Source organism: Geodermatophilus sp. SYSU D00696 (assembly GCF_054050235.1).
Genome location: NZ_JBJGYY010000002.1, coordinates 114,593 through 135,656, shown reverse-complemented (window position 1 = coordinate 135,656; position 21,064 = coordinate 114,593). Strand labels below are relative to the sequence as shown.

At 75.3% G+C, this 21,064-nt stretch carries 22 protein-coding genes and 1 tRNA gene; 13 read left to right on the top strand and 10 right to left on the bottom strand.

Annotated elements, in window-relative coordinates:
* Positions 1-98: 98 nt before the first annotated feature.
* A complete protein-coding gene (gene hflX, locus ACI79O_RS02290) occupies positions 99-1,271 on the top strand; it encodes a GTPase HflX (RefSeq protein ID WP_456890189.1) in 1,173 nt (390 codons plus the stop codon).
* 7 nt (positions 1,272-1,278) lie between these two features.
* Here the strand turns inward: hflX and ACI79O_RS02285 are convergent, their stop codons facing one another.
* Positions 1,279-1,983, bottom strand: coding sequence for a (2Fe-2S)-binding protein (locus ACI79O_RS02285; protein WP_456890186.1), 705 nt, complete (start codon positions 1,981-1,983; stop codon positions 1,279-1,281).
* A 134-nt stretch (positions 1,984-2,117) separates the two neighbouring features.
* On the opposite strand from ACI79O_RS02285, the gene acs reads away from it, so the two are divergent.
* From acs to ACI79O_RS02270, 3 genes are all read left to right on the top strand, one after another.
* The gene (acs, locus tag ACI79O_RS02280; protein ID WP_456890184.1) at positions 2,118-4,085 is read left to right on the top strand and encodes an acetate--CoA ligase; all 1,968 of its coding nucleotides are present in this window, start codon (positions 2,118-2,120) and stop codon (positions 4,083-4,085) included.
* A 190-nt stretch (positions 4,086-4,275) separates the two neighbouring features.
* On the top strand, positions 4,276-4,779 hold the full coding sequence (locus ACI79O_RS02275) for a phage holin family protein (protein ID WP_456875382.1): 504 nt from the start codon (positions 4,276-4,278) through the stop codon (positions 4,777-4,779).
* Positions 4,776-5,726, top strand: a complete 951-nt coding sequence (locus ACI79O_RS02270; protein ID WP_456913343.1) for an alpha/beta fold hydrolase — start codon at positions 4,776-4,778, stop codon at positions 5,724-5,726. Before ACI79O_RS02275 ends, ACI79O_RS02270 begins: the two co-directional genes overlap by 4 nt.
* A 145-nt stretch (positions 5,727-5,871) precedes the next feature.
* On the opposite strand, the gene ACI79O_RS02265 is transcribed toward ACI79O_RS02270, so the two are convergent.
* From ACI79O_RS02265 to nth, 5 genes are read right to left on the bottom strand one after another with little or no spacing between them, the layout of a single operon-like run.
* The gene (locus ACI79O_RS02265) at positions 5,872-7,053 is read right to left on the bottom strand and encodes a MarP family serine protease (RefSeq protein ID WP_456890182.1); all 1,182 of its coding nucleotides are present in this window, start codon (positions 7,051-7,053) and stop codon (positions 5,872-5,874) included.
* 3 nt (positions 7,054-7,056) lie between these two features.
* On the bottom strand, positions 7,057-7,509 hold the full coding sequence (locus ACI79O_RS02260) for a plastocyanin/azurin family copper-binding protein (protein ID WP_456890180.1): 453 nt from the start codon (positions 7,507-7,509) through the stop codon (positions 7,057-7,059).
* The gene (locus ACI79O_RS02255) at positions 7,506-8,276 is read right to left on the bottom strand and encodes an NUDIX hydrolase (protein ID WP_456913256.1); all 771 of its coding nucleotides are present in this window, start codon (positions 8,274-8,276) and stop codon (positions 7,506-7,508) included. Before ACI79O_RS02255 ends, ACI79O_RS02260 begins: the two co-directional genes overlap by 4 nt.
* Positions 8,273-8,878 (bottom strand): TlpA family protein disulfide reductase, encoded by a 606-nt coding sequence (locus tag ACI79O_RS02250; protein ID WP_456890176.1) that lies wholly within the window; start codon positions 8,876-8,878, stop codon positions 8,273-8,275. Before ACI79O_RS02250 ends, ACI79O_RS02255 begins: the two co-directional genes overlap by 4 nt.
* A complete protein-coding gene (gene nth, locus ACI79O_RS02245; RefSeq protein ID WP_456890173.1) occupies positions 8,875-9,651 on the bottom strand; it encodes an endonuclease III in 777 nt (258 codons plus the stop codon). The genes ACI79O_RS02250 and nth overlap by 4 nt, the downstream gene beginning before the upstream one ends.
* Positions 9,652-9,743: 92 nt before the next feature.
* Here nth and ACI79O_RS02240 point away from each other — a divergent pair, with 92 nt between their 5' ends.
* Both ACI79O_RS02240 and ACI79O_RS02235 read left to right on the top strand, forming a co-directional pair.
* Entirely contained in the window at positions 9,744-9,983 is a 240-nt protein-coding gene (locus tag ACI79O_RS02240; protein WP_456875376.1) for a hypothetical protein, read from the top strand.
* 140 nt (positions 9,984-10,123) lie between these two features.
* A complete protein-coding gene (locus tag ACI79O_RS02235; RefSeq protein ID WP_456875375.1) occupies positions 10,124-10,801 on the top strand; it encodes a Crp/Fnr family transcriptional regulator in 678 nt (225 codons plus the stop codon).
* Positions 10,802-10,876: 75 nt separating this feature from the next.
* On the opposite strand, the gene ACI79O_RS02230 is transcribed toward ACI79O_RS02235, so the two are convergent.
* From ACI79O_RS02230 to ACI79O_RS02220, 3 genes are read right to left on the bottom strand one after another with little or no spacing between them, the layout of a single operon-like run.
* Positions 10,877-11,671 carry an NUDIX hydrolase gene (locus ACI79O_RS02230; RefSeq protein ID WP_456890171.1) on the bottom strand — a complete coding sequence of 265 codons (795 nt, stop codon included), beginning with the start codon at positions 11,669-11,671 and terminating at the stop codon, positions 10,877-10,879.
* Positions 11,668-12,153 (bottom strand): RidA family protein, encoded by a 486-nt coding sequence (locus ACI79O_RS02225; protein WP_456913255.1) that lies wholly within the window; start codon positions 12,151-12,153, stop codon positions 11,668-11,670. The genes ACI79O_RS02230 and ACI79O_RS02225 overlap by 4 nt, the downstream gene beginning before the upstream one ends.
* Positions 12,154-12,163: 10 nt before the next feature.
* Positions 12,164-12,337 carry a hypothetical protein gene (locus ACI79O_RS02220; protein ID WP_089406007.1) on the bottom strand — a complete coding sequence of 58 codons (174 nt, stop codon included), beginning with the start codon at positions 12,335-12,337 and terminating at the stop codon, positions 12,164-12,166.
* Positions 12,338-12,464: 127 nt separating this feature from the next.
* On the opposite strand from ACI79O_RS02220, the gene ACI79O_RS02215 reads away from it, so the two are divergent.
* From ACI79O_RS02215 to ACI79O_RS02205, 3 genes are read left to right on the top strand one after another with little or no spacing between them, the layout of a single operon-like run.
* Positions 12,465-13,454 carry an ArsA-related P-loop ATPase gene (locus tag ACI79O_RS02215; protein ID WP_456890165.1) on the top strand — a complete coding sequence of 330 codons (990 nt, stop codon included), beginning with the start codon at positions 12,465-12,467 and terminating at the stop codon, positions 13,452-13,454.
* Positions 13,451-14,686, top strand: coding sequence for an ArsA family ATPase (locus ACI79O_RS02210; protein WP_456913253.1), 1,236 nt, complete (start codon positions 13,451-13,453; stop codon positions 14,684-14,686). The genes ACI79O_RS02215 and ACI79O_RS02210 overlap by 4 nt, the downstream gene beginning before the upstream one ends.
* A 40-nt stretch (positions 14,687-14,726) precedes the next feature.
* The gene (locus tag ACI79O_RS02205) at positions 14,727-16,907 is read left to right on the top strand and encodes a transglycosylase domain-containing protein (protein WP_456913252.1); all 2,181 of its coding nucleotides are present in this window, start codon (positions 14,727-14,729) and stop codon (positions 16,905-16,907) included.
* Between the two features lie 15 nt (positions 16,908-16,922).
* On the opposite strand, the gene ACI79O_RS02200 is transcribed toward ACI79O_RS02205, so the two are convergent.
* Positions 16,923-17,375 (bottom strand): GatB/YqeY domain-containing protein, encoded by a 453-nt coding sequence (locus ACI79O_RS02200; RefSeq protein ID WP_456875368.1) that lies wholly within the window; start codon positions 17,373-17,375, stop codon positions 16,923-16,925.
* A 71-nt stretch (positions 17,376-17,446) separates the two neighbouring features.
* Here ACI79O_RS02200 and ACI79O_RS02195 point away from each other — a divergent pair, with 71 nt between their 5' ends.
* The 4 genes from ACI79O_RS02195 to ACI79O_RS02180 all read left to right on the top strand — a co-directional run bounded on the left by ACI79O_RS02195 (position 17,447) and on the right by ACI79O_RS02180 (position 21,055).
* The gene (locus ACI79O_RS02195) at positions 17,447-18,358 is read left to right on the top strand and encodes a metallophosphoesterase (RefSeq protein WP_456913251.1); all 912 of its coding nucleotides are present in this window, start codon (positions 17,447-17,449) and stop codon (positions 18,356-18,358) included.
* Positions 18,359-18,408: 50 nt separating this feature from the next.
* Positions 18,409-18,482: transfer RNA gene (locus ACI79O_RS02190), tRNA-Pro, on the top strand.
* A gap of 93 nt (positions 18,483-18,575) precedes the next feature.
* Positions 18,576-19,928, top strand: coding sequence for a hemolysin family protein (locus tag ACI79O_RS02185; protein ID WP_456890157.1), 1,353 nt, complete (start codon positions 18,576-18,578; stop codon positions 19,926-19,928).
* Positions 19,925-21,055 carry a hemolysin family protein gene (locus ACI79O_RS02180; RefSeq protein WP_456913250.1) on the top strand — a complete coding sequence of 377 codons (1,131 nt, stop codon included), beginning with the start codon at positions 19,925-19,927 and terminating at the stop codon, positions 21,053-21,055. Before ACI79O_RS02185 ends, ACI79O_RS02180 begins: the two co-directional genes overlap by 4 nt.
* The last annotated feature ends 9 nt before the right edge of the window (positions 21,056-21,064 follow it).

The following is a 21,064-nucleotide window of genomic DNA, read 5'->3' as shown; positions in this document are numbered from 1 at the left end:
CGGTGGCGGGACGGGAGCCGACCGGCGAGGCTGGCGGAGCCGGGACGACCGGGCCAGCACGGCCCTCCTCCCCGGCCACGGCGGCCGGGGAGGCCGGGATGCCAGGCACGTGGCTGCTCGGAGCACGACAGGAGGGGACGGCGGCCGGGGACGGCGCGGAGCCGCCCCGCGCGGTGCTGCTGGGGCTCCGGCCCGACGACGCCCGTGGGGACGGTGAGGGGGACGGGCACGCCGTCGACCCGCTGGACGAGCTGGAGCGGCTGGCCGACACCGACGGCGTGGCCGTGGTGGGCCGCATGGTGCAGCCGCGCCAGCACCCCGACCCGGCCACCTACCTCGGCTCGGGCAAGGTCGCCGAGCTGTCGGAGCTGGTGGCGGAGAAGGGGGCCGGGCTGGTCATCGCCGACGGCGACCTCTCGCCGGGACAGGTGCGCAACCTGGAGGACCGGGTCGGCGCCCGGGTCGTCGACCGGACCGCGCTCATCCTCGACGTCTTCGCCCAGCACGCACGCAGCAGCGAGGGCCGGGCGCAGGTGGAGCTGGCCCAGCTGGCCTACCAGCTGCCGCGGCTGCGCGGGCAGGGCACGGCGCTCTCGCGGATCGGCGGCGGGCGCACCGCCGGCGGCGCGGGGACCGGCGTCCGCGGACCGGGCGAGCAGCGCCTGGAGAGCGAGCGTCGCCACCTGCGCCGCCGGATCACCCTGCTGCGGCGACAGGTGCAGCAGACCGCCGCCCGCCGGCAGCGCACCCGCAGCCGCCGCCGGTCCAACCGGGTCCCCGCGGTGGCGCTCACCGGCTACACCAACGCCGGGAAGTCCGCCCTGCTCAACCGGCTGACCGGCGCCGACGTGCTGGTGCAGGACGCGCTGTTCGCCACCCTGGACCCCACGGTCCGCCAGGGCCGCACCCCGGACGGCCGGCACTACACGCTCACCGACACGGTGGGCTTCGTCCGCCACCTCCCCCACCAGCTGGTCGACGCCTTCCGCGGCACGCTGGAGGAGGTGGTCGAGGCCGACCTGGTCCTGCACGTCGTCGACGCCTCCGCGCCCGACGCCATGGCGCAGGTGACGGCGGTGCGCGGCGTCCTCTACGAGATCGGCGCGCGCGACCACCCGGAGCTGCTGGCCCTCAACAAGGTCGACGTCGCGCCGGACGGGTGGCTCGCCGGGCTCCGGGCGGCGTACCCGGACGCGGTGCCGGTCTCCGCGGTGACCGGTGAGGGCATCGACGACCTCCGGGCGGCGATCGCCCGCGCGCTGGCCCGGTGAGCTCGCCTCACCACAGACCCGCGGCGGCCTCGAGCAGCACCCGCCGGTGCTCCGGCGGGCGGCCCGGGCAGGCGGTGCACGTCGGCTGCCCGGGCAGCCGCAGGAGCAGGCAGCAGGAGACCCGGCGGACGAACCGGGTCCCGCCGACGTCGGTGTAGCGCGGCGCCGGCAGCGGTGGGCCGACCGCGGCGGCCACCGGCGCGGCCAGCGCGGTCACCGCCGCGACGTCGCCCAGGGCCCGGCCCAGCGCCAGCAGCCGGCCGGCCAGCGCGTCGGTGGCCACCGCCCACAGCGGGCGCTCGCGCACCCCGCCCGCCGCGGCGACGGCGGCGACGGCCGCGGCGAGCGACTCCCGCAGGTCCCCCGCCGGGTCCGGCCCGGCCGGCGCCGCGGACACCCCGGCCAGCAGCGTGCCGCCGACCTCGTACAGCGTGGTGTCGGCCAGCCGCGCCGACAGCGGGCGCCCGGTGGCCAGCCCCGCCGCCACGGGGGTCACCAGCACCGCCGACGCCGAGTACCACCACACCGTGGCCAGCGCCCGGCGGTCGCCGCTGCGGTACCGGCGGCCCAGCGCACCGACCCGCTCCGCCGTCCAGCCGGCGTCGGCCAGGAGCACCGCCGGCAGCGGCCGGGCCGCGGGCGGGGCGAGCAGACCGAGCGCGGCGGCCCCGGGCACCCGGGCCGCCACGGCCCCCTGCGGTCCGCCGTCCACCGGGCCAGTCTCCGGCAGGCCACCGCGGGGTGGTCGCGACGGGCCCTGCCCCGGCGTCCTCCGGGCCCTACGGTGTGTGCTGGGACACGCCGCCCGCCGGCGGCGCGCGACACCTGACACGGAGGGAGCCCCACGTGAGCGAGTCGACCGGGCCGGAGGGCCGCCGCTTCCCCGCGCCGGAGGCACTGGCTGCCGAGGCGAACGTCGGCCCGGACGTCTACGCCGAGGCCAAGCGCGACCGGCTGGCGTTCTGGGAGGAGGCCGCCCGCCGGCTGAGCTGGTCGCAGGACTGGGACCAGGTGCTGGACTGGAGCAACCCGCCCTTCGCGAAGTGGTTCGTCGGCGGGAAGCTCAACGTCGCCTACAACTGCCTCGACCGGCACGTCGAGGCCGGCCACGGGGACCAGGTCGCCTACCACTGGGAGGGCGAGCCGGGCGACACCCGCACGATCACCTACGCCCAGCTCACCGAGGACGTGTGCCGGGCGGCCAACGCGCTGGTCGAGCTCGGCGTCCAGGCCGGTGACCGGGTCGCCATCTACATGCCGATGATCCCCGAGACGATCGTCGCGATGCTCGCCTGCGCCCGCATCGGCGCGGTGCACATGGTCGTCTTCGGCGGCTTCTCCGCCGACGCCCTGGCCAGCCGGATCACCGACGCCGGCGCCGTCGTCGTCGTCACCGCCGACGGCGGCTACCGGCGCGGGGCCCCCAGCGCCCTCAAGCCCGCCGTCGACGACGCCCTGACCCGCACCGAGGGCGTCCGCAACGTGCTGGTCGTCCGGCGCACCGAGCAGGACGTCGACTGGACCGAGGGCCGCGACCTGTGGTGGCACGACGTCGTCGACCGGCAGTCGCCGCAGCACACGCCCGAGGCGTTCGACGCCGAGCACCCGCTCTACATCATGTACACGTCGGGGACGACGGCGAAGCCGAAGGGGATCCTGCACACCTCCGGCGGCTACCTGACCCAGGTCGCCTACACGCACTGGGCGACGTTCGACCTCAAGCCCGACAGCGACGTCTACTGGACCGCGGCCGACGTCGGCTGGGTCACCGGCCACAGCTACATCGTCTACGGCCCGCTGGCCAACCGGGCGACGTCGGTGATGTACGAGGGGACGCCGGAGACGCCGCACCGCGGCCGCTGGTTCGAGCTGATCGAGAAGTACCGCGTCACGATCCTCTACACCGCGCCCACGGTGATCCGGACGTTCATGAAGTGGGGCGAGGACATCCCGGCCGGCTTCGAGCTCTCGTCGCTGCGGGTCCTGGGCTCGGTCGGCGAGCCGATCAACCCCGAGGCGTGGCTCTGGTACCACCAGAACATCGGCGGCGGCCGCTGCCCGATCGTCGACACCTGGTGGCAGACCGAGACCGGCGCCCACATGATCACCCCGCTGCCCGGGGTCACGCGGCTCAAGCCGGGCTCGGCGCAGACCCCCTTCCCCGGCATCAGCGCCAAGGTGGTCGACGACGAGGGCAACGAGCTCGGTGACGACTCCACCGGCCTGCTGGTGCTCACCGCACCGTGGCCGTCGATGCTGCGCACCATCTGGGGCGACGACGACCGCTACGTCGACACCTACTGGTCGCGGTTCGGCAAGGAGGTCTACTTCGCCGGCGACGGTGCCAAGAAGGACGAGGACGGTGACATCTGGCTGCTCGGCCGGGTCGACGACGTCATGAACGTGTCGGGGCACCGCATCTCCACCACCGAGGTGGAGTCCTCGCTGGTCGCCCACCCGGCGGTGGCCGAGGCCGCCGTCGTCGGCGCCAGCGACCCGACCACCGGGCAGGGCATCGTCGCGTTCGTCATCCTCCGCGGCAGCGCCGAGCAGCAGGGCGAGGGCGCCACCGGCGACGACCTGGTGCAGCAGCTGCGCACGCACGTGTCCAAGGACATCGGCCCGATCGCCAAGCCGCGCCAGATCATGGTCGTGCAGGAGCTGCCCAAGACCCGCTCCGGCAAGATCATGCGGCGGCTGCTGCGCGACGTCGCGGAGAACCGCGAGCTCGGCGACGTCACCACGCTGACCGACTCGTCGGTGATGAACCTGATCAAGGAGAAGCTGCCGGCGTCCAGCGGCTCCGACGACTGAACCAGGCATTGGAAGCTCTCCCCACGTCCTGGCGCCCGGGACGTGGGGAGAGCTTCCAATGCCCGGGCCCACCCCTGCCGGACGCACCTGCGGGGGACGCCGGGGCGCGGCGGACGCGATCATGAGGGACGATCACCGTCAGGCCGTCTCCGGCGGCCGGTCCGACGAGCCCGACCAGGGAGGAGCCCCCGTGGCCCACAGCGCGTCGTCCACCCAGTCCACCGGGCGGCATGCCGTCAGCGCCGAGCCCTCGGTGGGGTCGCTGGTGCAGAGCGCCATGGCCGACGTGTCCACGCTCGTCCGCGCGGAGATCGAGCTGGCCAAGGCCGAGGTCAGCCGTTCGGCGAAGAAGGCCGGCGTGAGCGTCGGGCTGTTCGCCGTCGCGGGCGTCCTGCTGGCCTTCGCCGGCCTGTTCCTGTTCATCATGCTCGCCGAGCTGTTCACCTGGCTGGGTCTGCCCCGTTGGGTGTCCTACCTGATCGTCACGGTCGGCCTGCTGCTGGTCGCGGCCGTGGCCGGGCTGGTCGGCCAGCGGATCCTCAAGAAGATCGACAAGCCCGAGCGGACGATGGAGTCGCTGCGTGAGCTGCCCGAGGTGATGCACCGCGAGGCTCCCGGCACCCGCCGCCGCGCCCTGCCGACGGTGAGCAACGGGCGCGTCGAGCGGCGCTCCCCCGACACCTACCTGGTCTGAGCGGCGCGAGCGGGCGGCCCGGGGGCGCCCCCGCCGACGAGCGGCCCGACGCGACCAGCGTCCTGCTGCCCGGCCCCTGGCTGCACCGGGACGCGTCGGCCAACGGCGTCCGGCTGCACCTCGCCGAGGCCGGGGAGGGCCCGCTGGTCCTGCTGCTGCACGGGTTCCCGCAGTACTGGTGGACCTGGCGCGCCCAGCTGCCGGTCCTCGCCGAGGCGGGCTTCCGCGCCGTCGCCCCCGACCTGCGCGGCTACGGCGCCAGCGACAAGCCGCCGCGCGGCTACGACCTGCCGACGGCGGCCAGCGACGTCGCCGCGCTGGTACGCGCCCTCGGTGAGCAGGACGCCGTCGTCGTCGGGCACGACTGGGGCGGGCTGGTCGCCTGGACGATGGCCGCGCTGCACCCGCGCAGCGTCCGCCGTCTCGTCGTCGTCTCGATGGCCCACCCGAGGCTGCTGCGCGCGGGGCTGCGCGACCGCGCCCAACGGCGGGCGCTGCGCCACGTGCTGGGCTTCCAGGTCCCCCGGCTGCCCGAGCGGCGGCTGACCCGGGCCGACGACGACCCGGTCGCCGACTTCCTGCGCCGCTGGGCCGGGCCGGACTGGACGCACACCGCCGACTTCGCCGAGGCGGTCGAGCGCTACCGCTCCGCCGCGCGGATCCCGCAGGCGGCCTACGGGTCGATGGAGTACTTCCGCTGGGCCGGCCGCTCGCAGGTGCGGCCCGACGGGCTGCGCTTCGCCCGCCGGATGGCCGCCCCGGTCACCGCGCCCACCCTGCAACTGCACGGCGCGCTGGACCCGCTGGTCCTGCCACGGACCGCGCGCGGCTCGGGCCGCTACGTGGCCGGAGCCTACGAGTGGCGCGAGCTGCCCGGCGTCGGGCACTTCCCGCCCGAGGAGGCCGCCGCCGAGGTCAGCGCCGCGATCGCCACCTGGGCGAGGTGACGTGCGGCCCCTCGCAGGGGCCTGGTGACGTGCTGGAACGGCCCCCTCGCAGGGTCCCGCGGCGAGCCTGGTGACGTGCTGGAACGGCCTGCCCGCAGGGGCCTGCCACGAGCGGAGCGAGTGGTGGGGGGGCGGGGAGGTCCTTTCACTCGCAGGGGCCGGTGTCGGCCGCGGCGGTCGCGGTGGCGCCCGCCTGGGCGGCCGCGGCCACCTGCTGCGCGGTCAGCGCGTACCCGGTGGCCGGGTCGTCGATCGCCGAGGCGAACACCACCCCGAGCACCTGGCCGGTGGGGTCGAACAGCGGCCCACCGGAGTTGCCGGCACGCACCTCGCCGCGGAGGGCGTAGACGTCCCGCTGCACGGTCCCGGTGTCGCGGAAGTCCGGGCCGCTGATCGGGAGCCGGTCGCGGACGCGGGCGGGCCCGACGAACAGGGGGCCGCCGCCGGGATAGCCCATGATGATCGCGTCGTCGCCGGTGTCCGACACCTCCGCGGCGAAGCTGAGCGGCACCTGCGGCAGGTCCGGGACGGCGAGCACGGCGACGTCGAGCTGCTCGTCGACGTACACCGCCGTCGCCTCGTACTCCTCACCCTCGGCCTCGACCACGGGCTCGGCCACCCCGGCGAGCACGTGGGCGTTGGTCATCACGCGACCGGGCGCGTAGACGAAACCCGACCCGTCGATCTGCCGCGAGCACGACGGCGCGATACCGCTGATCTTCACCACCGACCCGCTCACCTGGCCGACGACGGGGCTGCTGGCCAGCGCCTGGTCCGGTGTGTCGACCTCGCGCGCCTCGGTGGGGGTCAACGGGTCGAGGACGTCGGGCAGCCCGCGCCGGTCGATCGCCTCCCGCAGCGAGTCGTAGACCGCCCGCACGCTGCCGGGCACCGTCTGGTCGACGGCCTGCACGAGGGCGGACTTGCGGACCTGGCCGGCCAGCTGCGGGAACGGTGCGAGGGCCAGCGGCGTGGCCACCATCCAGGCGACCAGCAGCACGGCCACCGCCGACAGCACGGCGCCCGCGACGGAGTCGAGCACCTCCGCCGGCTCCCAGGTGACCCGGCGGCGGACCGCCCGGCCGACGGCACCGGCGACCAGCTGCCCGAGCAGGGCCCCGGCGAGGACGACGACGAGCGCGGCGAACACGCGGGTGACCGGTGTGCTGTCCAGCCGGTCGGCGACGGGCCCGGACAGCTGCGCGCCGAGCACCGCGCCGCCGAGGAAGCCGAGGAAGGACGTGGCCGAGACCAGCAGGCCCTGCCGGAAGCCGGAGTAGGCGAAGACGAGCGCGAGCCCGATGAGGACGACGTCCACCAGCGACATGGCTCAGCCGCGCACCGTCATGACGCCGACCTGGCCGAGCTGGATGTGGAAGGTGCAGTCGAACGGGTGGTCGCCGGGTGCGGTCACCTCGAACTCGATGGTCTCGCTCTCCCCCGGCGCGAGCAGCGGGATCTCCTCGGTGATCTCCTCCGGACCGGCGCCGGGGCGGAACCGCAGGTTGTGGGTCATCTGCTCGGCGGTGCTGGTGAGGGTCAGCCGCACCCGCCCGGGGTCGACGGTGAACGTCTCGGGCACGAACACGTAGTCGTCGGGGGTCTCGATGGTGACCTCCTGGACGCCGTCCTCGGCCACGGTCACCCGGCCCAGCGACGGGTCGGTCGACGGCGCCGCCGCGGCCCCGCCGTCGTCGCCGGAGCCGCAGCCGGCCAGCGTCCCGGCCGCCAGCACCGCACCGGTCAGCGCCACCGGGAGGCGGCGCGTCCACATCGCGCTCATCGCCGCGGAACCGTACGCGCCGCGGGGGCGCCCGGGGCGCCGTCGGCGACCGTCGGCGCGGCGGCGTCCTCGGCGCCGCCCTCGCCGAGGGAGCCCGGGACCGCGGCCGGCCGCACCCCGGTGGAGGCCAGCGGCCGCACGTCGCGGGCGTTCCAGGGCCGGGCGAGGCCCGCGGCCTCGAGCAGCGCGTCGAGCAGGCCCGCGGTGAAGCCCCACACGACCATCCCGGCGACGCCGAACGCCGGGCCGACGTAGCCGGCCGGGTGGCGGACGCGGAACCGGTTCGCGGGGTCGGTGAGCTCGGCCAGCGGCACCCGGGCCACCCGCGCCACCTCCGCCGGGTCGCCGACCGCGACGTCGGCGGGGTCGTCCCACCACGCCACCACGGGGACGACGAGGTTGTCCGACGGGCCGAGGAACAGCTCGGGCAGCGTCGCGAGCACGCGCACGCCGGCCGGGTCGACGCCGGCCTCCTCGTGCGCCTCCCGCAGCGCCGTCGCCACCGGGTAGTCCTCGCCGGGGTCGGCGCCGCCGCCGGGGAACGCCGGCTGGCCGGCGTGCGTGCGCAGCCGGGCGGACTTCTCGATGAGCAGGACGTCGGCGCCGCGCGGGCCCTCGCCGAAGAGGACCAGCACCGCCGAGCGGCGGGCGGTGTCGCTGGGGGCGCCCAGCCGGTGCCGCAGCGGCAGGTCGGCGGAGGCGGTCAGCAGCCGCTGCAGGTACTCGGGCAGGTCGGCGGTGTCGACGCCGGGCAGCACGCCGGTCACAGCTGCACCCCGAGGTGCTCGGCGACCAGCGTGCGCAACTCGTCGACCGAGGCCACCGGGCCGACCTTGGTGTGCACGAGCGCGCCGTCGGCGTCGACGAAGTAGGTGAACGGCAGGACGTTGAGCCCGAGGGCGTCCATCAGCGCGCCGTCGCCGTCGAAGGCGCTGGGGAAGGTGACGCCGGCGTCGGTGGCGAAGGAGTCGGCCTGCGGCACGCCGTCCTTGCTGATGACGCCGACCACGGCGACCCGGCCGGCGGCGGTGTCGGCGAGGTCCTGCACCAGCGGGAGCTCCTCGCGGCAGGGGGTGCACCAGCTCGCCCACAGGTTGACCACGGTGGGCACGCCCGGGGCGCGGCCGAGATCGAGGGTGCCCCCGCCCGGGCAGGGCAGCTCCACCGCGGGCAGGGTCGCCGCCCCGCGGGCCGGCGCGTCGGGCTGCTCGGCACAGGCCTGGAGCGGCGCGCTCCAGGTCGGGGAGACGGCCGGGGGCTGCCCCGCGTCGGCGTCCTCCGCCGCCGTGCACGCCGACAGGGTGGCGGCCAGCCCGAGCAGGAAGGCGGCCGCCCGCCGTGCCGCGCTCCCCCGGGACCCGGCGCTCACTCGGTGTCCGAGGCCGCGGGCGTCTTGACCAGCTTCACGGCGGCCTCGGGGTCCGTGGGGCCGATGCCGTAGGACGGGCACCAGCGGGCGAGCCCGCACGCGCCGCAGGCGGCCTTCTTGGCGTGGCAGACCCGGCGGCCGTGGAAGATCACGCGGTGGCTGAACATGGTCCAGTCGCGCTTGGGGACGAGCTCGGCGACCTCGGCCTCGACCTTGACCGGGTCCTCCTCGGCGGTCCACCCGAAGCGGCGGACCAGCCGGCCGAAGTGGGTGTCGACGGTGAGCCCGGGGACGTCGAAGGCGTTGCCCAGGACGACGTTCGCCGTCTTGCGGCCGACCCCGGGCAGCGTGACGAGGTCGGCCATCCGGCCGGGCACCTCGCCGTCGAACCGCTCGACCAGGGCCTGTGCGAGGCCCAGCACGGAGGTGGCCTTGGCGCGGAAGAAGCCGGTGGGCTTGAGGATCTCCTCGAGGTGGGCCCGGTCGGCACCGGCCAGCGCCACGGCGTCGGGGTACGTGGCGAAGAGCGCGGGGGTGACCTTGTTCACCGTCTTGTCGGTGGTCTGCGCCGAGAGCACCGTGGCCACGAGCAGCTCGAAGGCGCTGGTGAAGTCGAGCTCGCAGTGCGCGTCGGGGTGGAGGACGGCCAGCTCACGGGCCATGCGGCGGGCACGGCGGGTGCGGGCCAGCGGCGTCTCGTCCGGGTCGAACGGAGAGGCCGGGCGGGCGGGAGCGCGGCGCCGCGAGGGGCGCGCGTAGGCCGGCGTGGACACGCGGTCGAGGGTATGCGTCACCGGCGACAGCACCGGGGCCGTGCCACCATGGCGGTGGAGGCCCGCCTGCAGCGACGGAACCAGGAGGTGACGTGGTCGCGCTCATCGTCATCCTCTTCCCGCCGATGGTCATCGCCTTCCTGCTCGTCATGGAGCGCGTCGAGGAGCCCCTGCGCCGGCCGACGTCGCCGCGCGAGGTGGCCGAGTTCCTCCAGTCGGCGACCCCGGGCGAGGTCGACACGCTGGCCGCCTCGGGCATCCGCCGGGCCATGGCGCGGTGGCGCCGCCGGCGTCGCTCGCGGGTGCAGCGCAGCACCGAACCGATCGTCTGAGCGAGGACCACCACCTCACCAGTCCGGGGGGCCCTCCCGTACCGATCGGGTGACGGCGGGCACAGCCGCCTAGACTCCCTACGGATGCGGGCGGCTCCGTCCGCAGGGAGACGCGACGCGAACGGTGGGTGGAGAGACACGTGGTGGACGAGGTGCTGGCCCAGTCCGGGCTCTTCCAGGGGCTCTCGGAGGAGGCCGTCGACCCGGTCGCCAGCCGTCTGGAGACGATCACCCTCCCGCGGGGCCGGGTGGTGTTCAACGAGGGTGAGCCCGGCGACAGCCTGTACATCGTCCTGACCGGGAAGATCAAGCTGTCCCGCCGCTCCCCCGACGGCCGCGAGAACGTCCTCGCCGTCATGGGGCCCTCCGACCAGTTCGGCGAGCTGTCGGTGTTCGACCCCGGCCCGCGCACGGCGACCGCCACCGCGGTCACCGACGTCAAGCTGGCGAAGATGCCCCAGTCGGTGCTGCGCCCGTGGATCGAGGCGCACCCGGAGGTCGGCGAGCGGCTGCTGCACGTGCTGGCCCGCCGGCTGCGCCGCACGAACGACTCCGTCGCCGACCTGATCTTCACCGACGTCCCGGGCCGCGTCGCGAAGGCGCTGCTGCAGATGGCCGACCGCTTCGGCAGCCGCGAGACCGACGGCCTGCGGGTCAAGCACGACCTCACGCAGGAGGAGCTGGCCCAGCTCGTGGGCGCTTCCCGCGAGACGGTGAACAAGGCGCTGGCCGACTTCGTGCACCGCGGCTGGATCCAGCTGCAGGGCAAGTCGGTCGTCGTCCTCGACGAGGACCGACTCCGCCGCCGCGCGCGCTGACCGACTCGACGCCAGAGGCCCAGGACCCGTCGGGTCCTGGGCCTCTGGCACCTGGTGGCGGTGTGACCCGGAGGGTCACGAGGGGAGCGGCACCACGAGGCCGATGCGGGTGCCGTCGGGGAGCTCGGCGTAGCGGCCCTCGGGGGTCGTCCGCAGCTCCGGCATGATCGGCGTCAGCGGCTCCGGCGGGCTGCCGGCCAGCGCCGAGGCCACGTCGGGGAAGGCCGCCAGCTGGCCGAGCGTGTGGATGGTCGGCGGCAGCATGGGCCGCGCGCCCGTGCGCATCTCGGCGAGCGCGGCGTCCGGCGTCAGCCAGCTGGCCTCGTCGGCCTCCCCGGAGACGTCGCGGGCCTCCTGCCCGGCGGGCAGGGCCGCGGCGAAGAACCGGGTGTCGTAGCGCCGGGTCTCCTGGGGCGGGGTCACCCAGTGCGCGAAGGGCCGCAGCAGGTCCGCCCGCAGCGCCAGGCCGCGGCGGGCGAGCAGCTCGGCCAGGGACAGCTCCCGGGTGAGCAGCGCCTGCCGCTCGGCCTCCCAGTCGTCGCCGGAGACGTCCGGGACGACGTCGCGGCCGTCGGGCGACCCGGCCAGCAGCACGCCGGCCTCCTCGAACGTCTCCCGGACCGCGGCGCAGACCAGCTCCCGGGCGACCCGCTCGTCGCACCCCAGCGACGCCGCCCACTGCGCCGGTGGCGGTCCGGCCCACGCGACGTCGGTGTCGCCGTCGCGGGGGTCGACCCCGCCGCCGGGGTAGGCGGTCATCCCTCCGGCGAACGGCATCCCGCGGGTACGCCTCAGCAGGTGGACCTCGAGGCCCGCCGCGCCGTCGCGCAGCAGCAGGACCGTGGCCGCCGGGCGGATCTCCGCCGTCATCCCCTCAGCTCGACGGTCAGCTCGACCTCCACCGGCGCGCCCAGCGGCAGCTCGGCGACGCCCACGGCGCTGCGGGCGTGCCGGCCGGCGTCGCCGAAGATCTTGCCCAGCAGCTCGCTGGCGCCGTTGACCACCCGCGGCTGGCCGCTGAAGCCCTCGGCGCTGGCCACGTAGCCGACCACCCGCACCACACGGGCGACCTGGTCGAGGCCGACGAGCTCGTCGACGGCGGCCAGCGCGTTCAGCGCGCACAGCTTGGCGTCGGCGGCGGCGTCCTCGGGGTCGACCGAGCCACCGACCTTGCCGGTGCGCCGCAGCCCGCCGTCGACGAAGGGCAGCTGGCCGCTGGTGAACACCAGCTGCCCGGAGCGCACGGCCGGCACGTAGGAGGCGACCGGCGCAGCGACCGGGGGCAGCCGGATGCCCAGCTGCGCCAGCCGGGCGTGCCAGCTCTGGGTCCGGGGGTCCTGGGCGGAGGTCATCGCGGGCGCCTCAGCCGATCGGGCGCTTGAGGTAGGCGACCGGCTGCTCGGACCCCGCCGGGCCGGGCAGCACCGTCACGAGCTCCCACCCGTCGGTGCCCCACGAGTCGAGGATCGCCTTGGTGTTGTGGATCAGCAGCGGGATGGTGGCGTACTCCCACCTGCGGCGGGCCGGTTCGCTCATGGGCCACGACGCTAGCGCAGGACCACGGCCCCGTCCCGGCCCCCGCCTCGGCCCTCCTGCAGGGCCCCGCCGTGAGCTCGGGAAGGGTGGGGAGCAGGAGGGTCCTCCGACTCCTAGGCTGGGCCGGGTGAGCCCCGACCTGCCCGTGCGCTGCCACTTCGTGACCGGGAAGGGCGGCACCGGCAAGACCACGGTCGCCGCGGCCCTGGCCCTGGCCCTGGCCGCCGAGGGGCACACCGTCCTGCTGGTCGAGTGCGAGGGCCGCCAGGGCATCGCGCAGCTCTTCGACACCCCGCCGCTGCCCTACGAGGAGCGCCGGGTGGCCGTCACCCGCGGCGGCGGGGAGGTGCGGGCCCTCGCGATCGACGTCGAGGAGGCCCTGCTCGAGTACCTCGAGATGTTCTACAACCTCCGCCGCGCCGGCCGGGCGCTGCGCAGGATGGGCGCGGTCGACTTCGCGACCACGATCGCCCCGGGCCTGCGCGACGTCCTGATCACCGGGAAGGTCAAGGAGGCGGTCACCCGCCGCAAGGACGGCCGTCGCGTGTACGACGCCGTCGTCGTCGACGCCCCGCCCACCGGGCGGATCACCCGCTTCCTCAACGTCACCAGCGAGATGGCCGGCCTCGCCCGCTCCGGCCCGATCAAGACCCAGAGCGACGGCGTCATGGCGGTGCTGCGCTCCCCGCAGACGGCGGTCCACCTGGTCACCCTGCTCGAGGACATGCCGGTGCAGGAGACCGCCGACGCCATCGCCGAGCTGACCGCGGTCGGCCTGCCGGTCGGGACGGTGATCGTCAACATGGCCACCGAGCCGGCGCTCCCGGCCGACGACCTCCGCCGCGCCGCCGAGGGCCGGCTCGCCGGGTCCGACCTCGCGCCGGGCCTGACGGCGGCGGGCCTGCCCCAGGACGGCGAGCTGGCCGACGCGCTGGCCGCCGAGGTCGTCGAGCACGCCCAGCGCTGGGCCGCCCAGGACGCGCTGCGCGCCCGCGTGGAGTCCCTGGGCCGCCCGACGGTGGAGCTGCCGCTGCTGCCCGGGCCGATGGACCTCGGCTGCCTGTTCGAGCTGGCCGGCCGGCTCGAGGACGCGCTCGGCGCGGAGGTGGCGGCGTGAGCGCGGCCGCCGCTGACGACGCCGCCGCCCGCCCGGGCCGCGCGGCCGGCTCGCCCCGGCAGGCACCGCCCATGGACCTCGCCGCGCTCATCACCGACCCCGCGACCCGCATCGTGGTCTGCTGCGGCTCCGGCGGGGTGGGCAAGACGACGACGTCGGCCGCGCTCGCGCTGGCCGCCGCGGAGGCCGGCCGCCGGGTCGTCGTCCTGACCATCGACCCCGCGCGCCGGCTGGCCCAGTCGCTGGGCCTCGAGGAGCTCGACAACGAGCCACGGCGGGTCGAGGTCCCGGGGATCCCCGGCGACCTCAACGCGATGATGCTGGACATGAAGCGCACGTTCGACGACATCGTCGTGGCGCACTCGACCCCCGAGCGGGCCGAGCAGATCCTGGCCAACCCCTTCTACCAGACCCTCTCCTCGTCCTTCGCCGGCACGCAGGAGTACATGGCGATGGAGAAGCTGGGCCAGCTGCGGGCGGCCGACACGTGGGACCTCATCGTCGTCGACACGCCCCCGTCGCGGTCGGCGCTGGACTTCCTCGACGCCCCCAACCGGATGAGCCGCTTCCTCGACGGCACGATGATCCGGCTGCTCATGGCGCCCAGCCGGGCCGGGTTCCGGTTCGCCAGCGCCGGCTTCCTCTTCTTCAGCCGGATCATCAGCAAGGTCCTCGGCGGCCAGCTGCTCCGCGACATCTCCGCGTTCGTGTCCGCCCTGGACACCATGTTCGGCGGGTTCCGCGAGCGGGCCACCGCCACCTACGAGCTGCTGCACCGGCCGGGTACGTGGTTCGTCGTCGTCGCCACCCCCGAGCCCGACGCGCTGCGCGAGGCCTCCTACTTCGTCGACCGGCTCTCCGCCGAGGGCATGCCGCTGGCCGGCCTGGTGCTCAACCGGACCCACCCGCCGGCGAGCACCCGGCTGTCGGCCACCCGTGCCGAGGCCGCCGCCGAGGCGGTCGGTGACGGCGACGGCACCCCCGCCGCCCTCGTCGCCGGGGCGCTCCGGGTGCACGCCGAGCGGATGGCGCTGGCCACGCGCGAGCAGCGACTGGCCGACCGGTTCACCAGCGCCCACCCCGAGGTGGGCATGCGGGCGGTGCCGGCCGCTGCCGGCGACGTCCACGACATCGAGGGGCTGCGGGCGATGGCCGAGGCGCTGACCGGCCCCGACGACGACACGCCGACCGGCGTGCCCCGCACCCGGGTGCTGCCCGCGCGCCGCGGCTGAGGGAGCGCCACGGGGGGTCACGCACCGTACATTGGCGGTGATGTCTGCTGCCTCCCGCGCCAGGGTCCTGGCCAAGCTCGCCGCGATGATCGTCGTGGCCGGCGCGCTCGTCGCCGGCATGTTGCTGCCCGTGGTCGGAGGCGCGGGAGTGGCGGCGCGCAACTCGGCGTCGCTGCTCGACGCACTGCCGGTGGAGCTCACCGACGCCACCCCCGCGGGCAACTCCCGGGTGCTGGCGGCCGACGGCTCGCTGATCACGAACTTCTACACCAACAACCGCACGGTGGTGACCTCCGACCAGATCTCGGAGGTCATGAAGCAGGCGCTGGTCGCCATCGAGGACTCGCGCTTCTACGACCACAACGGCCTCGACGTGCAGGGCACGCTGCGCGCCGCGGTGACCAACCTGTCGGCCGGATCGGTGCAGGAGGGCGGCTCGACGATCACCCAGCAGCTGGTCAAGCAGACCCTGCTGGAGACCGCCGACACCCCGGAGGAGCGGACGGCGGCCACCGAGCAGGACGGCGTCGAGGGCCTGTCCCGCAAGCTGCGCGAGGCCCGGCTGGCCCTCGCCCTGGAGGAGACCTACTCCAAGGACGAGATCCTGACCCGCTACCTCAACATCGTGTACTTCGGGCGCGGCGCCTACGGCATCCAGGCCGCCGCCCAGCGCTACTTCAGCGTCAACGCGATCGACCTGACCCTCCCCCAGGCCGCGATGCTGGCCGGGCTGGTGCAGAGCCCGGCCAACGACGACCCGATCACCAACCCGGAGAACGGCCAGACGCGGCGCAACCAGGTGCTGCAGCGGATGTTCGACCTCGGCCTGGTCAGCGAGGCCGAGCTGACCGAGATCTCCGCCCAGCCGGTGCAGGTGGCCGAGGGCCTCAGCCCGCCCAACGGCTGCATCGACGCCGTCGTCGGCGGCTTCTTCTGCTCCTACATGCAGGGCTACCTGACCGGCGTCCTCGGCATCACCCAGGAGCAGCTGGACAACGGCGGGCTGACCATCCAGACGACGCTGGACCCGCAGCTGCAGACCCTCGGCGACCAGGCCGTCCTCAACACCTTGCCGATGGGCGCCGAGCTGGCCGGCGTGTTCACCGCCGTCAAGCCGGGCACCGGCGACGTGCTGGCGATGAGCGTCAACCGGCGCTTCGGCTGCTCGGACCCCGACTGCGAGTCCGTCGTGCTCCACGCGGCGGCCAGCAAGGGCGCCGGCTCGACCTACAAGACGTTCACCGCCGCGGCAGCACTCGAAGCGGGCATCGGGGCGGGCACCGTGATCACCACGCCGGGCAACCAGTACACGTCCCGCGTCTTCCGCGGTCCCTCCTGCGGGGGCGACCGCGAGCAGTCCGACGGGATGTACTGCGTCCGCAACGTCGGCAACTACCCCGACACGCTCGACATGGTGGGGGCGCTCGTCCGCTCCTCCAACACCTACTTCCTCGCGCTGGAGGACCGCCTCGGCAGCGTGGAGGGCCCGGTGCGCATGGCCGAGCGGATGGGCATGACCTTCGACCAGCCCACGCAGAACTCCGCCGACACGATCATCGACGGCGAGTTCGGGTCGTTCACCCTGGGCGCGGAGGCCACCAGCCCGCTGGACCTGGCCAACGCCTACGCCACCCTGGGGGCCCAGGGCACGATGTGCCGGCCGATGCCGCTGGTGCAGGTCCTCGACCGCAACGGCCAGCCCCTCACCGGCGACGACGGCCAGCCCCTCGTCACGGACGACAACTGCACCCCGGAGTCGATCCCGGCCAACATCGCCAACACGCTGGCCACCATCCTCGTCGGTGACACCGCCCTGCCGGAGGGCACCGGCACCCGGGCGGCGATCCCCGGGCACGTGATCGCCGGCAAGACCGGTACCGCTCAGGGCCGCGACTCGGTGGCCTTCGTCGGGGTCATGCCCGAGTACGCCGGCAGCGTCATGGTCTTCAACCCCAAGACCAAGCAGGACGTCGGCGGCTACGGCGGCAACATGCCTGCGACCATCTGGCGGGACGCCTTCGCGCCCTACCTCGCCGACAAGCCCACGTCGGCCTTCCCGCCGGCCGACCCGGCACTGATGGGTGGCGGCCCGGCTCCCGGCCCGCCCGGTGGCGGCGGCAACGGCGGCGGCAACGACGGCGGCAACGACGGCGGCAACGGCGGTGGAGGAGACGGCGGCCGGGGCGGCTGGAACGGCGGCGGCGGGCGGAACGGCGGCTAGACGAGAGCGCGCGGCTCATCCCAGCTGACGGCGGACCTCCGCGGCGACGCGGCCGCCCTCGGCCCGGCCGGCGGCGGCCGCGTTGGCCGCGCCCATGACCCGGCCCATGTCCTTCATGCCGGTGGCGCCGGTGCGGGTGATCGCGTCGGCCACCAGCGCGGCGAGGTCGGCGTCGTCGAGCTGCGCGGGCAGGTAGTCGGCCACGACCTCGCCCTCGGCGCGCTCGCGGCCGGCCTGCTCGCCGCGGCCGGCGGCGTCGAACGCCTCGGCCGCCTCGCGGCGCCGCTTGGCCTCCCGCCGCAGCACCCCGAGCACCTCGTCGTCGGACAGCTCGCGGGCCTCCTTGCCGGCGACCTCCTCCGCGCTCACCGCCGCGAGCACCATCCGCAGCGTCGCGGTGCGCAGTTCGTCGCGCGACTTCATGGCGGAGGTCAGGTCGGCGCGCAGGCGATCCTTGAGGTCGGACACGCCTCCAGCCTGGCACGACGCCGCAAGCACGCCCGCGCCGGCGGCAGGGCCGGCCCGTAGGCTCGGGCACCGTGCGCTGGTACACCGCCCTGCCCACGGCCGCCGTCGCCACCGGCACCGCGACCGTGGCCTACGCCTCGCTGTACGAGCGCACCCGCTGGACCCTGCGCCGCTTCGACGTCCCCGTCCTCGCCCCGGGCTCGGCGCCGCTGACCGTGCTGCACCTCTCGGACCTGCACATGACCGCCGGGCAGCGCTCCAAGCAGGACTGGGTGGCCGCGCTCGACGGGCTCGAGCCCGACCTGGTGGTCGACACCGGCGACAACCTCGCCGGCACCGACGCCGTCCCGGCCGTGCTGCGCTCGCTGGACCCGCTGCTGGACCGCCCGGGCGTCTTCGTCACCTCGTCCAACGACTACTACGCCCCGCGACCGAAGAACCCGGTGAGCTACCTCACGCGCAGCGAGAAGCGGGTGCACGGCGACGAGCTGCCCTGGCGCGACATGCGCGACGCGTTCACCGGCCGCGGCTGGCTGGACCTCACCAACGCCCGCGGCGAGCTCACCGTCGCCGGCCGGCGGCTGTCCTTCGCCGGCCTCGACGACCCCCACCTGGAGCGGGACCGCTACGACGAGGTCGCCGGGCGCGCGGACGCCACCGCCGACCTGCGGATCGGCGTCGTGCACTCCCCCGAGCCCCGGGTGCTCGACCGGTTCGTCGCCGACGGCTACGACCTGCTGCTGTGCGGCCACACGCACGGCGGCCAGTTGCGGGTGCCCTTCTACGGCGCGCTGGTGACCAACTGCGGCATCGACCGCGAGCGCGCCCGCTGGCTGCACCGGTGGGCCGGACCGTCGCCGGAGCGGCCCGCCGGCACCTGGCTGCACGTCTCCGCGGGCCTGGGCACCAGCCCGTTCGCGCCGGCCCGCTTCGCCTGCCCGCCGGAGGCGACGCTGCTCACGCTGACCGCGCGACCCGCATGACCCGGCGCCGGGCCGGCTCCGCGGCTCGGTTACAGTGGTCGAGGCACACCCGGGGTGTGGCGCAGCTTGGTAGCGCGCGTCGTTCGGGACGACGAGGCCGCAGGTTCAAATCCTGTCACCCCGACCCACCGCTCAGGGGCCGCCGGAAGGCGGCCCCTGAGCGCGTTCCGGGCCCGTTCCGGTTGGACTCCGCCCGTGGCGGGCACCGAGGAGCCCGATGACCGAGTGGTTGCTCCTCCTCGCCGCCGTGGTGCTCACGGCCTGCACCGGCTTCTTCGTCGCGGCCGAGTTCTCCCTGACGACGGTCGACCGCGGCCGCGTCGAGGACGCCGCCCGCGCCGGCGACGCGGGTGCGGGCAGCGTCGTGGCCGCGCTGCGGTCGCTGTCGACCCAGCTGTCCGCGGCCCAGCTGGGCATCACGCTGACCACGCTGGTCGTCGGCTACCTGGCCGAGCCCGCCATCGGCCAGCTGCTGCACGGCCCGCTGGAGACCCTGGGCCTGTCCGCGGGGGCGGCCACGGGCGTCTCCTACGGCCTCGCGCTGGCCCTGGCGACGACGCTCCAGATGCTGCTGGGCGAGCTCGGGCCCAAGAACCTCGCCATCGCCAACCCGCTCGGGGTGGCCCGCTGGGTGGCGCCGGGGATGCGCGCGTTCACCGCCGTGTTCGGCGTCGTCGTCCGGTCGCTGCAGCGGCTGGCCAACGCCATCGTGCGGCGGCTGGGCTTCGAGCCGAAGGAGGAGCTGGACTCCGCGCGCGGCGCCGAGGAGCTGGCCTCCGTCGCCCGCCGCTCGGCCGCCGAGGGCGACCTCTCCCCCGTCGCGGCCCGGCTGCTCGAGCGGTCGCTGGGCCTGCGCGCCAAGTACGCCACCGACGTCATGACCCCGCGGACCCGGCTGTGGACGCTGCGGGCCAGCGCGACCGCCGCCGACGTCATCACCGCGGCCACCGAGTCGGGCAACTCGCGCTTCCCCGTCTACGGCTCCGACCTCGACGAGGTCACCGGCGTCGTGCACGTCAAGCGGGCGGTCGCCGTGCCGGAGGCCGAGCGCACCCGGCGCACCGCCGCGGAGCTGGCCGACCCGGTGCTGGCGGTGCCGTCGTCGTTGCGGCTGGAGCGGCTGCTGGACCTGCTGCGCGAGCAGGGCCTGCAGATCGCCCTGGTCGTCGACGAGTGGGGCGCCACCCACGGGGTGGTGACGCTGGAGGACATCGTCGAGGAGCTGGTCGGCGAGATCACCGACGAGACCGACCGCCCGCTGCGGACGCTGCGCCGCCTGGGGGAGAACCAGTGGGTGGTGTCGGGGCTGCTGCGGCCCGACGAGGTGCTCGAGCGCACCGGGGTCGCGGTGCCCGAGGGCCGGTACGAGACGCTGTCGGGGTTCCTCGCCGAGCGGCTGCAGCGGCTCCCCGAGGTGGGCGACACCGTCGAGCTGGAGGGTGCCCGGCTGACCGTGGAGTCCCTCGACGGCCGGCGGGTCGCGCGGGTGCGGGCCGAGCGGACGGTCGTCCTGCCGGCCGGGGCGACCGCGTCGGCCCGGCAGCGCGCCGAGCGGGCGGTGGCGGCATGAGCGACGCCGTCAGCCTGCTGGTCCTGGTCGCCCTGCTGCTGGGCAACGCGTTCTTCGTCGCCGCGGAGTTCGCGCTGGTGTCGGCCCGGGTCGACCAGATCGAGCCGCGCGCCGAGGCGGGCTCCCCGCGGGCGGTGAAGACGCTGGCCGCGATGCGCAACGTCTCGCAGAACATGGCCGGCGCGCAGCTGGGCATCACGCTGTGCTCGCTGGGCCTGGGCGCCGTCGGCGAGCCCGCCGTCGCCCACCTCATCGAGGCACCGCTGCACGCCCTCCACGTCCCCGACGCGCTGCTGCACCCGATCGCGCTGGTCATCGCGCTGTCGCTGGTGACGGTGCTGCACATGGTGCTCGGGGAGATGGTGCCCAAGAACATCACCATCGCCGGGCCCGACCGCGCGGCGATCGTGCTGGGCCCCGCGCTGGCCGCCTTCACCCGGCTGCTCAAGCCGGTCATCTGGTTCTTCAACACCACGGCCAACGTGTTCGTGCGGCTGTTCGGCGCCACCCCGACCGACGAGGTGGCGGCCAGCTTCGACGAGGCCGAGATCCGGTCGATGATCACCCAGTCGCGGCGGGAGGGGCTGCTGGGCACCGAGGTCAGCGAGCTGGCCGCCGGGGCGCTGCAGTTCGAGCAGCACACGGTCGAGGACGTGCTGCTGCCGATGGACACCGTGGTCACCGTGCCGCGCTCGGTCACGCCGCGGCAGCTGGAGGCCGTCGTCGCCGAGCACGGGTTCAGCCGCTACCCGGTCACCGGCGGGGACGGCGCCCTGCTGGGCTTCGTGCACGTCAAGGACGCCCTGCGCATCGCCGGCGGCGACCGCGACCGGCCGGTGCCCGACGAGCTCCTGACGCCGCTGGTGCCCATCGCGCCGGGCACGAAGCTGCCCGAGGTGCTCTCGGAGATGCGCGCGCAGGGCGCCCACCTGGGCGGCGTGGTGGCCGCCGACGGCGGGGAGCGGCGCACCGTCGGCCTCGTGGCGCTCGAGGACGTGCTCGAGCTGCTCATCGGCGACGTCCGCGACGCCGCCGCCGAGCACACCCGCGCGATGGCCGACCGGGCCACCCGCGGCGGCCGGAACCGCAGCGAGTACCCGGCCGGTGCCGGCGCCGGAGGCCGCTGACCGCAGGTC

Coding starts and splice junctions, on each gene's coding strand:
- hflX (WP_456890189.1), top strand. CDS start 99: ATGCCAGGCACGTGGCTGCTCGGAGCACGACAGGAGGGGACGGCGGCC.
- ACI79O_RS02265 (WP_456890182.1), bottom strand. CDS start 7,053: ATGTCGCTGGTGGACGTCGTCCTCATCGGGCTCGCGCTCGTCTTCGCC.
- ACI79O_RS02260 (WP_456890180.1), bottom strand. CDS start 7,509: ATGAGCGCGATGTGGACGCGCCGCCTCCCGGTGGCGCTGACCGGTGCG.
- ACI79O_RS02230 (WP_456890171.1), bottom strand. CDS start 11,671: ATGACGGCGGAGATCCGCCCGGCGGCCACGGTCCTGCTGCTGCGCGAC.
- ACI79O_RS02225 (WP_456913255.1), bottom strand. CDS start 12,153: ATGACCTCCGCCCAGGACCCCCGGACCCAGAGCTGGCACGCCCGGCTG.
- ACI79O_RS02220 (WP_089406007.1), bottom strand. CDS start 12,337: ATGAGCGAACCGGCCCGCCGCAGGTGGGAGTACGCCACCATCCCGCTG.
- ACI79O_RS02205 (WP_456913252.1), top strand. CDS start 14,727: ATGTCTGCTGCCTCCCGCGCCAGGGTCCTGGCCAAGCTCGCCGCGATG.
- ACI79O_RS02185 (WP_456890157.1), top strand. CDS start 18,576: ATGACCGAGTGGTTGCTCCTCCTCGCCGCCGTGGTGCTCACGGCCTGC.
- ACI79O_RS02180 (WP_456913250.1), top strand. CDS start 19,925: ATGAGCGACGCCGTCAGCCTGCTGGTCCTGGTCGCCCTGCTGCTGGGC.